This is a genomic window from Paenisporosarcina sp. HGH0030 (assembly GCF_000411295.1).
In the GTDB taxonomy this organism is placed as follows: Bacteria; Bacillota; Bacilli; order Bacillales_A; family Planococcaceae; genus Paenisporosarcina.
On sequence record NZ_KE150425.1, the window covers coordinates 1 to 14844 of the forward strand.

Sequence of the window (14844 nt, forward strand, 5' to 3'; positions counted from 1 at the left end):
CCACGTGTTACTCACCCGTCCGCCGCTAAAATCAGAAGAAGCAAGCTTCTTCATCATTCCGCTCGACTTGCATGTATTAGGCACGCCGCCAGCGTTCGTCCTGAGCCAGGATCAAACTCTCCATAATAGGTGAGTCGATTAGCTCGACTTTGTTGCTGGCGTCAAATTAATGACGTTTTAAAATGAACAATTAAGTTCAAGTTTTGCTTCCCACACCGAAGTGTGTTCCGCTTTATTGTTGACGTTTTGCTGTTCAGTTTTCAAGGTTCATTTCGTTGGTCACTCTCGCGACAGCAACTTTTATATCTTAGCAAATTCAGATTGTCATGTCAACAAAAAGTTTTGCTTTTTCTTTTTTGTTTGCCGCTTGTTTTGGCGACTTGATTACTATACCACCATACAAAAGGGTGCACAAGTCTTTTTAAAATTAAAAGATTATTAAAATAATAGACCCCTAATTTTTCATTGAAAACAAAAAAGAAGCCGGGACGTAACCCGACTTCTTTCTTGTATTGTTTACTTAATCACGATGACGCATTTGTGGGAATAACAGTACATCGCGAATCGAAGGAGAGTTCGTTAACAACATAATTAAACGATCAATCCCGATTCCCAGTCCACCTGTTGGCGGCATTCCGTATTCCAGCGCTTCGATAAAGTCGTCGTCCATTTCATGTGCTTCATCATTACCCGCTTCTTTTTCAACAAGCTGTGCTTCAAAGCGTTCGCGTTGATCGATTGGGTCATTTAATTCCGTAAAGGCATTTGCATGCTCACGACGAACAATGAATAACTCAAAACGATCTGTAAAGCGTCCATCTTCAGGATTTTTCTTAGCCAATGGCGAGATCTCCACTGGATGCCCATAAATGAAAGTAGGTTGAACTAATGACTCTTCCACTTTTTGTTCGAAGAACTCGTTAAGAACATGTCCCACTTCCATAGAAGGTTTCACATCTACCCCGTGCTCTTTTGCAAAAGTGTGTGCTTGTTCTTTCGTCATCTCTGCCCAGAAGTCTACTCCAGTAGCTTCTTTGACTGCATCTGCCATGTGCAGACGTTTCCAGCCTGGAGATAAATCAATTTCATCTTCCCCATACATTACTTTCGTTGTTCCCAGGACATCTTGGGCAACATGTGCGATTACGTTTTCAGTCAACGCCATGATATCACGGTAATCAGCGTATGCCTCATATAACTCAAGCATAGTGAACTCAGGGTTGTGACGCGTTGAGATTCCTTCGTTTCGGAATACGCGTCCAATTTCATATACTTTTTCAAGCCCACCGACGATTAAACGTTTCAAGTGAAGCTCGATTGCGATACGCATATATAAAGTCATATCCAATGCATTGTGGTGTGTAATGAATGGACGAGCTGCTGCTCCACCCGCAATTGCATGCATAAGTGGTGTTTCAACTTCAAGGAAACCTTGTCCATCCAAATAACGACGCATCGATTGGATGATACGGCTACGTGTAATAAATGTATGTTTGCTGTCTTGGCTTGTAATCAAATCTAAATAACGTTGACGGTATCGTTGCTCCACATCTTTTAAGCCATGGAATTTTTCAGGCATCGGACGAAGTGCTTTCGTTAAGAATGTAAATTCAGTCGCTTTAACTGAAAGTTCTCCAACCTGTGTACGGAAAACCGCACCACGAACACCCACGATATCTCCTAGGTCAGCAGTCGTGAACAAATGGTAAGCTTCTTCACCAATTGCATCTTTGCGTACATAGATTTGGATTTGTCCATCGAAGTCTTGAAGGTGAGCGAATCCAGCTTTCCCTTTTCCACGCTTCGTCATGATTCTTCCGGCAATTGTTACTTCTTTTGGCTCTTCATCTAATTGTTCTTTTGAAAATTGATCGAACTCCTTGCGGATACCTTCAGATAAATGCGAACGTTCGAAACGTCCACCAAATGGATCAAGACCACTTTCACTTATAGAAGTCATCTTTTGGCGTCTCACCAAAAGTTGATCGTTTAATTCATCTAAATGAGACATGTTCATTTCACTCCCTTTTCTTTTGATAGCTCCAGTTAGCCATTCATAATGAACCTATTGTACACAATTTCACATACGTCTTCACGTCTTTATTGATATTTCGGAAAAATCTCTTGGAATTTCCATAATTCCGAGAAATTATTTCTATATATAAAAGAGCTATCACCAAAAGTGACAGCTCTAATAACACGTTTTATATAACGCTTGTCTCAAGTTCACGGCCTAAAGCCATTTGCTCATCTGCAAAGTTGTTAATGAATGCACGCAACTCTTGTGCGGATTCAGTTTGGTTAATCAAGTTACGAGCTTTTCCGTTTCCACGGATGCCTTTTAAGTACCATGAAGCATGTTTACGCATTTCTCGAACGGCAACGTATTCACCTTTAAGTGCCACTAAACGTTCGAAGTGAAGTAAGCAGACATCCATTTTCTCACGAACAGATGGTTCTGGCTTTAACTCACCAGACTCCAAATATTCTACCGTGCGGTAAATCATCCAAGGGTCACCTAAAGCCGCGCGACCAATCATAACACCATCAACGCCGGTTTCCTCTAGCATACGCTTCGCATCTTGAGGTGTTTCAACATCACCATTACCGATAACCGGAATGTTGACGTTTTCTTTTACTTGGCGAATGATATCCCAGTCAGCATGACCTTCATACATTTGTACACGTGTACGTCCGTGAACAGCTACAGCTGAACCACCCGCACGTTCAACTGCTTGTGCGTTTTGAACTGCGTATAAATGATCTAGATCCCAGCCAGTACGCATTTTCACACTCACGGGTTTCTTCACGTTATCTACAACCGCCGCAACCATCTCGTAAATCTTTTCTGGTTCAAGCAATAGCTTAGCTCCCGCTTCACATCGAATGATTTTTGAAACCGGACAACCCATATTGATATCGATAATATCAGCCGTTGTGTTTTGATCCACATATTTGGCAGCTTCAACAAGTGTTTCTTTGTCACCGCCGAAAATTTGTAATGACAACGGATTTTCTCTGTCATCGATGTATAGCATGTTCATTGTTCTTTCGTTTTTGTGCACGATTCCTTTATCGCTGATCATCTCAGCATAAACAAGTCCTGCGCCAAATTCTTTAACGGTCAATCGGAATGCCGAGTTGCAAATACCTGCCATCGGCGCCAATACTACACGGTTATCCATGATGTGTTTACCGATTTGAAAAGGCTTTTCACTCATTCTAGTCATTGTTCATCCTCCTTTCTTATGAATTTGTCTCACCCATTAACTCTTCTACCTCTATATTCAGCACGGATGCCATTGTTTCTAGTTGTTGTTGTGTTGGTACTCGAGTTCCACGCTCGATTTGCCCTAAAATAGATGTCGACATTCCAATTTGTTTGGCAAAGTCGAGTTGCTTCATCGCTTTTAGTTTTCTAAACGCACGAATGCGTCTACCCCATCGATTGTTTTCCATACGTGAACGCCTTCTTTCTGTCCTTCTGCATACTTGCGAAAAGACACACCAGTTACTGGATGTATGCCTTCAGGCAATAATTCCATCAACGGAACGAGAACAAACCCTCGTTCATGCATTCGTGGATGAGGGACAGTCAGTTTCTCTGACACTATATTTTCATCATTATAGAGCAAAATGTCAAGGTCTATGCACCTTGGTCCCCAACGAAATTCACGAATTCTCCCTAGAGTCTGCTCGGTTTCCAAGCAAATAAAAAGGATTTCATCCGCAGTTAATGGACTCTTGATTTCAACGACGATATTTAAAAAAGATGCTTGCTCAGTATAACCGACTGGGTCCGTCTCATAAACCGACGACACTGCAGTGACTTCTAAATCGTTCTCCATTTGCAGCATTTTAACCGCATCTTGCAACATCTCGAAACGATTACCTAAATTCGACCCTAACGAAAGATAGGCGGTATTCATACATATGTACCTCGCGTAATTTCAACAGCTACCGAACGGTAATGCCCAGGAATCGGGGGATCAGGTTTAATCAACATCACTTTGCAACCTTTTACAATCCCTTCAAACTTCGTCAAAATTTCTTGTGAGATTCGCTCTGCCACCGTTTCCACAAGCTTCACAGGTTCACCCTCTACAATCTTTTGGCAAACAAAGAATGCCTCTGCATAGTTAACGGTTTTCTCAAGATTGTCCGTTTGACCAGCTTCCTGTAAGTCCACTGCCAATGATAAGGTTACACGGAATCGTTGACCGAGTTTTGTTTCTTCAGCAAACACACCGTGATAGCCCCAAAATTCCATATCGTTCACATGAATATAATCCATTTATTTTCGCCCCTTAACGTTCTATATATGGTTGTTTACCAGTCAATACATCCATCATACGTACTGTACGAACGATTTCTTTCACGTCATGTACACGCATCATATGACATCCATGCATGATACCGAAGGAAACGGTTGCTGCGGTTCCTTCCAAACGTTCCTCAACAGGCAAATTTAAAATGTTGCCAACCATGGACTTACGGGATGTACCAAGCAGCACGGGATATCCCATTTCCACTACTTCTTGTAAATGCTGCATCATCCATATGTTTTGTTCGGTCGTTTTCCCAAATCCAATGCCGGGATCCAACCAAATTTGTTCATCAGGAACGCCTGCATCTTTAGCTATTTGCACACTTTCCTCCAGATCCTTGCGTACATCCGGCCAGAAATTTGCGTATTCCGTGTTATCACGATTGTGCATCAATAAAATCGGCACGCCAAGTCTTGCCGCCACTTCAGCAATTGCAGGTTCACGTTTCGCTCCCCACACGTCATTGATAATATGAGCTCCAGCAAGGATGGCAGCTTCCGCCACTTTCGCTTTATACGTATCAATCGAAATAGCCACATCCAGTTCACGCACCAACGCTTCGATTACAGGAATAACACGTGAAATTTCTTCTTCTTCACTTACGGCATCATGACCAGGGCGTGTTGATTCCCCACCGACATCAATTATTTTCGCTCCATCAGCCACCATTTTTTTCGCATGAATAACCGCTTCTTCTATAGCGTTAAAACGTCCACCATCCGAAAAAGAATCAGGTGTCACATTCAGTATTCCCATGACAATCGTTTCGTTATGAAAATCAAATACCATCCCATTCACTTCGAACAGTTTTGTGTAATGTATTAAATTCACTCAAATCGCTCCTTGTTTGCCCGTTCCACTTGTTTTGCATAAAGTTCATGTAACTGCGTATAGATTAACCCATCTTTTCCATCAAAAAATCTTGATCCAAGTTGGCGAATTGGTACCAATTCTTGTACCGCATTTGAAACAAATACTTCGCTGGCCGCTTCCAGCCTATCTGGAGTAAATAGCCCTTGTTCTACATGCAAGTTGAGTGCAGTTGCTTCTCGCAACACCCAGTCACGAGTAATTCCCGCTAATATGCCCGTCTCCAGTGAGGGAGTATACAGTACACCTTCTTGAACCCAGAAAATATTGGAGGTAATGCCTTCTGCAACATGTCCACCTTCCGTCAAAAAGAAACCTTCCTTCTCAGCTAGTGAAGGAAGTTCCAAGCGAGCACGGACGTTGTTGGCATAATGATGTGATTTGTGACGCATTCCACTTTCCGGTGTATTACGATGCGTTTCCAGCCATACCGCCGACTTTTCTTTTCCTCGCGTCATCGGCGGCAGTGCTTTTCTAAATAAAATTAACGTCGGTTTTTCATACTCGGCTGGCGCTAAACCGATATCATGCACACCAGCTGAAACGTTCATACGGAAATAGCCATCTTCTCCGCCGCTGCGCTCGTTCAACTCTTGAATAACCGATGTCAGCGTGCCTATATCTAATTTTATCGTCATTCGAAATTCATCGAGCGCGAGTTGCAACCGCTTCAAATGCTCTTCAAGCAAAAAAGGCTCTCCATCATACGTACGGAATGTTTCAAAAAACCCTAAGCCGTAGAGGAAGCCATGGTCAAAAGGAGAAATGCGTAGCTCTTCCGCTTTTACAAATTCCCCATTCATCCAAGCCCACATTACGCTTCCTGCTTCTTTGCCGAATGGCAATACGTTTCAATGAAATTACGAAGCAATTGTTTACCCGCTTCCGTCATGATGGATTCGGGGTGATACTGGACACCTTCGACTGCATATTCACGATGACGAAGCCCCATTATTTCACCTTCTGCAGTCCAAGAAGTCACTTCGAGACAATCAGGAAGAGATTCTTTTTCAACAATCAAGGAATGATAGCGCGTCGCTGTAAATGGATTGGGCATCCCCGCATTTACACCTTTTCCATCGTGATGAACTGGAGAAGTTTTACCGTGCATTAAACGTTCTGCACGAATGACATTGCCTCCGAATGCTTGTCCAATGGATTGATGGCCAAGGCACACACCGAAAATCGGAATTTTACCGGCAAAATGCGTAATGACTTCTAAACTGACGCCTGCATCATTTGGTGTACATGGTCCTGGAGAGACAACAATCATTTGCGGATTTAACGATTCAATATCCATCATGGTCAATTCGTTATTTCGTTTAACAAGTAGCTCTTCGCCAAGTTCACCGAAATACTGGACCAAGTTATAAGTGAAAGAATCGTAGTTATCAATCATTAAAATCATTTATTGCCCACTCCTTCCGCCATTGCTTTTGCTTGCCAAAGCGCTTTTGCTTTGTTTAGCGATTCGATATATTCGTTTTCAGGACTAGAATCAATAACTATTCCAGCTCCCGCTTGTATATGTGCCAAGCCATCCTGTACAAATGCTGTACGGATGACGATATTGAATTCCAAATCTCCTGTATAACCAAGCCATCCGATCGATCCCGTATATAAACCACGTCGTACCGGTTCAAGTTCTTCGATGATTTCCATTGTGCGGATTTTTGGTGCTCCCGTGATGGTTCCTCCAGGGAACACCGCTCGGACTACTTCTGTATTTGACGTATTCTCAGCAAGTGTTCCTCGAACGTTAGAGACGATATGCATCACGTGCGAATACTTTTCAATGACCATAAACTCGTTTACTTCCACAGAACCGTACGCAGACACTCGTCCTAAATCATTGCGTTCTAAATCCACTAGCATCACGTGTTCTGCACGTTCTTTTTCGTTATCGATCAATTCCTTTGCAAGAAGCTCGTCTTCTTGTTCGTTCTTCCCGCGAGGACGCGTTCCAGCAATTGGACGTGTCGACAGCTCGTCTCCCTTTTTCTTCACCAGTAATTCCGGTGATCCTGACACAACCGCAAATTCAGGCGATTGGATGAACGCCATATAAGGTGAGGGATTAAAAGAACGCAATGCCTCGTAGTATGTCACCGGTGAAACGGACAACGCTTTCGACTGGCGTACAGATAAGTTGACCTGGAATACATCCCCTTGTCCGATGTATGTTTGAATGCGACGCACAGCTTCTTCAAAAGCAAGCCCCGTCATCGACACATGCAGTTCAGTATGATCTTCCAACACTTCGGTTGCTGCACCTGGTGAAAACATCCTAGAAGCGATGCCTTTTTTTGCAGCTTCCATCCACTTGTTACTTTCAACTTGCAAATCAACTGAAACGGTTGGCAAATGCATAACATGCACACGTTCTTTTTCAATATCCAATACCGCCCATTGATCGAGTAAATAGAAGTACAGATCCGGAATTTGCAAGTCATCCTCTGTGTCGTTAGGCAACGCTTCGATTTGACGAGCATAATCGTACGTAATGAACCCTGCTGCACCACCTTGGAAATCCGGCAGCTCGTCAATATGTGCAAATTGATATTCGGCTACCAATTCCTCGACCAATTGCAACGCTTCTCCTTGCCGCACTTCCACTTTTCCATCACGCCATTCAATGCGCAATCCACCTTCCGTTGATTCAACGACTGCGAGTGGATTCCAGGAAGCAACGCTGTAGTGCCCTCCACGTCCGCTTTCCATCAAAATATGGTAGGATTCATGTTGCGTTAATTCTTTATAGGCATAGTAAAATTCATCTTTATTTAAAGAAATCGTAGTTGTTTGTAGTTGAACATCACGCATGTTCGGTCTCCCCCTGAAAAACAATTATCGCTTTCATCTTATCGTGAAAGACCTATTGAAAGCCACAATAAAAGCGTAAAGTGCCACTTAAGCTCGACACCGGCGCTGAAAGGATGGTTTCCTTTGTGCCAGGATTCATGAAAGAATGGAAGTTTTTAGTATAAGTTGATACTTTATTAGGCACAAAAAAGAGAGAACGTCTCCGCTCTCTCCTCTGCCATTATTATTGTTCATCAAATTGGTATAATGGTGTACTTAAATAACGTTCCCCGTTCGAAGGAAGAATTGCTAAAACTTTTTTTCCTTTTCCGATCTTGCGTGCTACTTCCAGTGCCGCATATACAGCTGCCCCTGAAGAAACTCCACCCAGAATTCCTTCTTCGCGTGCCACTTTACGCGCAGTTTCATAGGCATCTTCGTTTGAGACTTGAATGATAGAATCGTATATTTCAGTGTTCAATACTTCAGGTACAAAACCGGCACCAATTCCTTGGATTTTATGAGGTCCTGGTTGACCACCCGATAAAACAGCTGAATCTTTTGGCTCAACCGCTACAATTTCAATGCCTGGGAAATTCTTTTTCAGCACTTCACCAGCACCTGTAATCGTTCCGCCAGTTCCAATACCAGAAATGAAAGCATCCAGTTGATCCATAGCTTCTACAATTTCCGGTCCTGTTGTTAAACGATGCACTTCCGGATTTGCAAGGTTATTGAATTGTTGCGGCATAAACCAACCATTTTCTTCAGCCAGTTCAGTTGCTTTCGCAATAGCACCCTTCATTCCGTCCGGTCCTGGAGTCAGCACTAAGTCTGCACCGTAAGCACGCAATAAATTGCGTCGTTCCAAACTCATGGTTTCAGGCATTACAAGGACGGACTTGTAGCCTTTTGCCGCCGCAATCATCGCTAGCCCGATTCCTGTGTTTCCGCTTGTCGGTTCGATAATGGTGTCACCTTGTTTTAATTTCCCATCACGCTCAGCCGCTTCTACCATTGAAAGAGCAATGCGATCTTTCACACTACTGCTTGGATTGAAGAATTCTAACTTCAAATAGACTTCTGCATCTTCAGGTCCTGTTAAACGATTTAATTTCACAATCGGGGTTTTCCCCACTAAATCAGCTACTGAATTTCCCACACGTGTCATTTCCTCACTCCTAATCCCTAGTAACTCAATTGGTTTTCGTTTCCTTAATTCTACCAATTCTTCTGACATTTCGCAAACAAAAAGCAGCTCCCTGAACGAATCAGAAAACTGCTTAAGTATATGTTATTCACCATAAAACCATTCGGTGTCAAATTCTTTCCAGAAAGCTTCAGGTGATACAGATTGTGGCAATTGTTCCAAAGCTAGCTCTCTCTTAATCTGATTTTTTACATCATCATATGAAAAAGCTCGCCCTTTTGCGATATCTTGCACATACACAATGCCGTACCTTCCATCGGATAGGGGAACAGGATCACTATATTGCTCTATTTCCAGTTTACTAGCTGCCGTTACAACTGAATAGTCCACATTCTCCTGACCCTCCGAAATAAAGCCAATATCTCCGCCAAGGCTGGCTGAAGATACGTCAACTGAACGTTCACGAGCTAACACGTCAAAGGACGAACCATTTTCAAGTTCTTTTAGCGTCTCCTGTGCATCCGATTCAGACTGCAAAACAATCAAGCTCGTCCGATACGTCGTTGGGATATTATACAGGGACTGATTTTCATCGTAAAAGGTTTGAATTTGTTCGTCTTCAATTACCACATCTTTTGTTAACACTTTATCTAAAATTAATTGCGCTCTCATTTGTTTGCGTTGCATATCGTCATTGAGCGAATGTATTTGTGAATTTGTACTATCCTGAGCAGAACGAATCAAGGCAATTTCCAAATCTACTTCTTTATCCGTTACTTCAATTTCGTATTTCTCCGCTGCCGCTTCCATCACTTTACCATTTACAAGTTCAAGAAGTGTTTCTTTTCCGTACTGTTCTTCCATTGCGACCATCCAGTCTTCACGGGTGATTTTCTCACCACCAACGGATGCAACTTCTTCACCGCCACCAGTTTTTTGATTCGGAATCATCCATGCGATGAACCACAATAAATTACCTAGCAGTAAAAGACCTAATACGATAAGTACTGGTTTTGTTTTCAATCTCCTCTGAGTAGGTCGACCATCCATCGGACGACGATCATTATTATGATTTAATTTCATCGATAAAAGATTCCAGTTCTTCTTTTGAATAGTGATACGTTTCCATACAGAAATGACATTGCGCTTCTGCACTTCCGTCTTCTTCAATCATTTCTCGAATTTCAGCTTCTCCCAACCCCAAAATGGCTGTGCCGAAACGCTCTTTTGAACAGTTACATTCAAATGAAACTGGCATTTGGTCAAGAATTTGGACATTTTCTTTACCCAGTATCTCTTGTAAAAGTTCTTCAGGAGACAACCCTTTTGCGATCAATTTCGAAACGGGCTCCATTGAACTCAATTTTTCTTCGATAATTGTAATGGTCTCATCTTCAATACCAGGCATCAACTGAATAATAAACCCTCCAGCAGCCAGAATGCTGTTATCCGGATTTACTAAAACGCCCAATCCAACAGAAGAAGGTACTTGTTCAGATGCTACAAAGTAATACGTGAAATCTTCACCTAATTCACCTGACACAATCGGAACTGAACCTGTGAAGAATTCGCGAAGTCCAAGATCTTTCACAATCGTCAACATACCGTCAGTGCCAACCGCACGACGGACATCAAGTTTTCCATGTTCATTTAAATCAAAGTGAGTTTGCGGATTCGATGCGTATCCACGCACCTCCCCTTTTGAATTGCTATCTACAATAATGGCACCAATTGGGCCTTTACCTTCTACTTTTACCGTAAGTTTATCCTCACCTTTAAGCATGGCACCCATCATGACACCAGCCGTCATTGTACGGCCAAGAGCAGCAGATGCAGTCGGCCATGTTGCGTGGCGTTGTTGCGCCTCCCCTACCGTAACGGTTGTACGCACAGAAAATGCCCGCACTTTGCCATCAAATGCTAATGCTCTTACTAAATAATCACTCATTGTATGTCCTCTTTTCTTATTAGTTACGTTTGTATATTATGTGCAATCCTTTTAATGTCAAATACGGATCAATCGTGTCAATTACAGTTGATTCTGCCGCAATTAAATTCGCCAATCCACCCGTTGCGATAACTGTCGGTTCTTCCTTACTTTGTGCTTTAATACGGTTTACGATACCTTCAACTTGACCGACATATCCATAAACAATACCTGCTTGCATCGCCGAAATCGTATTTTTCCCGACTACATTATCAGGTTGCGTCAATTCAATGCGTGGCAATTTGGATGCTCTTGCGAATAGGGCTTCTGTAGAAATCCCGATGCCAGGTGCAATTGCACCTCCCATATATTCGCCTTTTTCATTTATATAACAATAGGTTGTAGCCGTTCCGAAATCCACAATAATCAGTGGTGGGCCGTATTCATCGATTGCCGCGACTGCGTTAACAATACGATCAGCTCCAACTTCACGAGGATTTTCGTATTTAATATTTAAGCCCGTTTTTACTCCGGGACCTACCACAAGCGGTTTAATGCCAAAGTATTTTTGACACATTCGCTCCAATGAAAACATAATGGGCGGTACAACGGAAGAAATAATGATTCCATGAATTTGGCTAAATTCGATACCTGCATGGTTAAATAACGCCTTCACTTGCATGCCGTATTCGTCTTCCGTTTTGTAACGATCGGTTTCCATGCGCCAATGGTGAATGAGCTGGTCTTTATCATATACACCCAAAACAATATTCGTATTTCCCGTATCTAAAACAAGTATCATTGTTGTACCTCACATATTCCATTAATAAGTTGCTTAAATTTGTGGAACTAAAGTGGTGCTTTCCGCTTTTCATGATCTAGCTACATGCGCCAGTTCGCACCTCCGCTTCAGAAACTTATTCGAAAATGAAATTTTCGATTCGTTTCTTCCACCGTCGGAGTCGAACTAAAATTGCGCTTTCCGCTTTTCTGTAAGTCATCATACCATAACTCATCGTGCATAAAAAAGCTGATTGACTTCCGCGAAGGGAGGTCAATCAGCTCTAAGTGTTTTCTCTATTATTTACGATCTTCTTTTATGTCACCTGTAGGTTCAACCGTCGGTTCTTCCTTCGGTAAATCAGCAGTTGATGGATCGTTTGGTGCACCCGTAACATCTGGTGTCACTACGTCAACCTTTGTTTCTACATCATCTTTTTTGTCAGCAGCTTCATCTTTTGAAACTTCATGCGGACGAACCGGTAAAGTACCATGTTCTTTCAAGTGTAGAATTTGACCAGCATCAAGCGTTTCCACTTCAAGAAGTGTTTTCGCTATCAGCTCAAGCAAGTCGCGTTTTTCCGTCAAAATTTCTTTTGTGCGGGCGTACTGCTCTTTGATCATACTTTGCATTTCTTGGTCAATTTCGTATGCAATCGCATCTGAATAGTTTTGCTCAGAGTTGAAGTCACGACCTAAGAAGACGTTTCCGCCTTGTGCTTGACCAAACTGCATCGGTCCGAGTTTATCACTCATTCCGTATTCCGTTACCATACTTCTAGCAATGCTTGTTGCACGTTGGAAGTCATTGTGAGCTCCTGTCGACACTTCACCGAAGACAATATCTTCTGCTACACGTCCACCAAGTAGACCTGAAATCTTATCAAGTAACTCAGGCTTTGTCATGAAGTAACGATCTTCTTTTGGCAACATAACGGCATAGCCGCCTGCTTGCCCACGAGGAACGATGGTTACTTTATGAACAATTTCCGCGTCATCCAATGTCAATCCAATGACAACGTGCCCAGCTTCGTGGTAGGCCACAATATTACGTTCTTTTGTAGATATGACTTTACCCGTTTTCGCAGGACCTGCTATAACACGGTCGGTTGCTTCATCGATATCGGACATATCTATTTTTTTCTTATTACGACGAGCAGCAACTAAAGCCGCTTCGTTTAATAGATTTTCTAAATCTGCACCAGAAAACCCTGGTGTACGTTGTGCGATTGATTTTAAATCCACATGTTCATCTAAAGGTTTATTGCGGGCATGTACTTGAAGTACTGCTTCACGACCTTTAACATCCGGGCGACCAACCGTGATTTGACGGTCAAAACGTCCTGGACGAAGAAGAGCTGGATCTAGAATATCCGGGCGGTTCGTTGCAGCGATAATAATAATTCCTTCGTTTGCACCAAAACCATCCATTTCAACAAGTAACTGGTTCAAGGTTTGTTCGCGTTCATCGTGACCGCCACCAAGACCTGCTCCACGTTGACGACCTACTGCATCAATCTCATCAATGAAGATAATACATGGTGCATTTTTCTTTGCGTTTTCGAAAAGGTCACGCACACGAGATGCCCCGACCCCAACAAACATTTCCACAAAGTCTGAACCACTGATTGAGAAGAAAGGTACGCCTGCTTCTCCTGCAACTGCACGAGCAAGCAACGTTTTACCAGTACCCGGAGGACCTACAAGAAGAATCCCTTTTGGAATACGCGCGCCGATAACATCAAATTTGCGAGGGTCTTTCAAGAATTCAACCACTTCAACAAGTTCTTGTTTCTCTTCGTCTGCACCTGCTACGTCATTGAAACGTACTTTTTTCTTTTCGTTGTCATATAATTTCGCTTTGCTTTTCCCAAAATTCATCACACGGTTTCCGCCACCCTGAGCTTGGTTCAACAGGAAGAAGAATAGGATGAAGATGATAATGAATGGTATTAAGCCAGTGAAGAATTGCACCCAACCACTTGTTTCAGGTGCTTTCAAGATTTTTACGTCTTCTGTTACTGCGGCATCAGAAATTTTCTTATGAAGAGATTCCATTTCAGGAGGAATATTGGTGACGAATTCTTCGTCTTCTTTATAATCCTTCATCTTGCCTCGTATTTCATAAACCCCTTGGTCCGGCTGCATGGAAAACTCTTTCACTTCTCCACTATCTAACGCTGTTATGAACTCGCCTAAATCGATTTCTTTGGTTGGTTCTTTCCCGCTGTTAAACGTACCAAAAATCCCGATAATCACGAGGAAAATTAATAAATAAAATATGGTGTATCGAAATATTCGATTCATCCCAAGCCTCCTCACAAAATATACAGAAAAACTATTGATAATCTTATCATACGCAGAAAAAAGGGTACAACGATATGCCTTGCTTTTTACATGCCATAATTAAATTCGTGACAGATTTTCGTCCGCTCTTTTAAAATGAGTAAACTTCTTTCTTTAAAACACCAACGTAAGGCAAGTTACGATATTTCTCCATGTAGTCCAATCCGTATCCTACTACAAACGCATCCGGCACTATAAAACCAACGTAATCTGCTTGTAAATCCACTTTACGGCCTGTAGGTTTGTCTAGTAATGTAACCACTTTAATCGATTTAGCTTTACGATATTTGAAAAGATCCACTAAATAGCTAAGAGTCAAACCGCTGTCGATAATATCCTCTAGAATCAATACATCACGGCCTTCAACACTTGTGTTCAAGTCCTTGACGATTTTCACTTCACCTGAGGAAACAGTTGCATTTCCATAACTGGAAACGTCCATGAAATCAATTTCCATGTATATATCCATACGTTTCATTAGGTCCGCCATAAAAGGCATTGCACCTTTTAGCACACCGACTGCAAGTGGAAACTTGTCGCTGTAATCAGCTGTTAATACTTCGCCTAGTTCACGAATTTTTGTTTGTAACTGCTCTTCAGAAATTAACACTTCTTGAATATCTTTTTCTAACATTTGGGGT

15 protein-coding genes and 1 rRNA gene are annotated in these 14844 nt (G+C 42.3%); all 16 read right to left on the minus strand.

Translation table 11 applies throughout. From position 1 onward, the window contains the following. A 16S ribosomal RNA gene (locus tag HMPREF1210_RS16925) occupies positions 1–127 on the minus strand; the annotation flags it as partial. Positions 128–520: 393 nt separating this feature from the next. Continuing rightward, complete coding sequence (lysS, locus tag HMPREF1210_RS16930) at positions 521–2011, minus strand: lysine--tRNA ligase (protein ID WP_016429925.1); 1491 nt, start codon at positions 2009–2011, stop codon at positions 521–523. A gap of 193 nt (positions 2012–2204) precedes the next feature. Continuing rightward, positions 2205–3230 carry a tRNA dihydrouridine synthase DusB gene (dusB, locus tag HMPREF1210_RS16935; RefSeq protein WP_016429926.1) on the minus strand — a complete coding sequence of 342 codons (1026 nt, stop codon included), beginning with the start codon at positions 3228–3230 and terminating at the stop codon, positions 2205–2207. A 16-nt stretch (positions 3231–3246) separates the two neighbouring features. Then, on the minus strand, positions 3247–3459 hold the full coding sequence (locus HMPREF1210_RS16940) for a helix-turn-helix domain-containing protein (RefSeq protein ID WP_016429927.1): 213 nt from the start codon (positions 3457–3459) through the stop codon (positions 3247–3249). Next, positions 3411–3929 (minus strand): 2-amino-4-hydroxy-6-hydroxymethyldihydropteridine diphosphokinase, encoded by a 519-nt coding sequence (gene folK / locus HMPREF1210_RS16945; RefSeq protein WP_016429928.1) that lies wholly within the window; start codon positions 3927–3929, stop codon positions 3411–3413. The genes HMPREF1210_RS16940 and folK overlap by 49 nt, the downstream gene beginning before the upstream one ends. Further along, on the minus strand, positions 3926–4294 hold the full coding sequence (gene folB, locus HMPREF1210_RS16950) for a dihydroneopterin aldolase (RefSeq protein ID WP_016429929.1): 369 nt from the start codon (positions 4292–4294) through the stop codon (positions 3926–3928). The genes folK and folB overlap by 4 nt, the downstream gene beginning before the upstream one ends. A 13-nt stretch (positions 4295–4307) precedes the next feature. Then, positions 4308–5159, minus strand: coding sequence for a dihydropteroate synthase (gene folP, locus HMPREF1210_RS16955; protein ID WP_016429930.1), 852 nt, complete (start codon positions 5157–5159; stop codon positions 4308–4310). Next, a complete protein-coding gene (pabC, locus tag HMPREF1210_RS16960) occupies positions 5156–6013 on the minus strand; it encodes an aminodeoxychorismate lyase (protein ID WP_016429931.1) in 858 nt (285 codons plus the stop codon). Before pabC ends, folP begins: the two co-directional genes overlap by 4 nt. Continuing rightward, positions 6013–6606: an aminodeoxychorismate/anthranilate synthase component II gene (pabA, locus tag HMPREF1210_RS16965; protein WP_016429932.1), complete on the minus strand. Its 594-nt coding sequence runs from the start codon at positions 6604–6606 to the stop codon at positions 6013–6015. Before pabA ends, pabC begins: the two co-directional genes overlap by 1 nt. Then, positions 6603–8021, minus strand: a complete 1419-nt coding sequence (locus HMPREF1210_RS16970) for an anthranilate synthase component I family protein (protein ID WP_016429933.1) — start codon at positions 8019–8021, stop codon at positions 6603–6605. Before HMPREF1210_RS16970 ends, pabA begins: the two co-directional genes overlap by 4 nt. Before the next feature lie 223 nt (positions 8022–8244). Continuing rightward, on the minus strand, positions 8245–9171 hold the full coding sequence (gene cysK, locus HMPREF1210_RS16975; protein WP_016429934.1) for a cysteine synthase A: 927 nt from the start codon (positions 9169–9171) through the stop codon (positions 8245–8247). Between the two features lie 123 nt (positions 9172–9294). Continuing rightward, a complete protein-coding gene (locus HMPREF1210_RS16980; protein WP_016429935.1) occupies positions 9295–10233 on the minus strand; it encodes a peptidyl-prolyl cis-trans isomerase in 939 nt (312 codons plus the stop codon). Then, a complete protein-coding gene (hslO, locus tag HMPREF1210_RS16985; protein WP_016429936.1) occupies positions 10217–11098 on the minus strand; it encodes an Hsp33 family molecular chaperone HslO in 882 nt (293 codons plus the stop codon). The genes HMPREF1210_RS16980 and hslO overlap by 17 nt, the downstream gene beginning before the upstream one ends. A 19-nt stretch (positions 11099–11117) precedes the next feature. Beyond that, positions 11118–11879 carry a type III pantothenate kinase gene (locus tag HMPREF1210_RS16990; protein WP_016429937.1) on the minus strand — a complete coding sequence of 254 codons (762 nt, stop codon included), beginning with the start codon at positions 11877–11879 and terminating at the stop codon, positions 11118–11120. Between the two features lie 278 nt (positions 11880–12157). Beyond that, positions 12158–14164, minus strand: a complete 2007-nt coding sequence (ftsH, locus tag HMPREF1210_RS16995; RefSeq protein WP_016429938.1) for an ATP-dependent zinc metalloprotease FtsH — start codon at positions 14162–14164, stop codon at positions 12158–12160. Positions 14165–14294: 130 nt separating this feature from the next. Then, positions 14295–14837 (minus strand): hypoxanthine phosphoribosyltransferase, encoded by a 543-nt coding sequence (hpt, locus tag HMPREF1210_RS17000; RefSeq protein WP_016429939.1) that lies wholly within the window; start codon positions 14835–14837, stop codon positions 14295–14297. Positions 14838–14844: the final 7 nt, after the last annotated feature.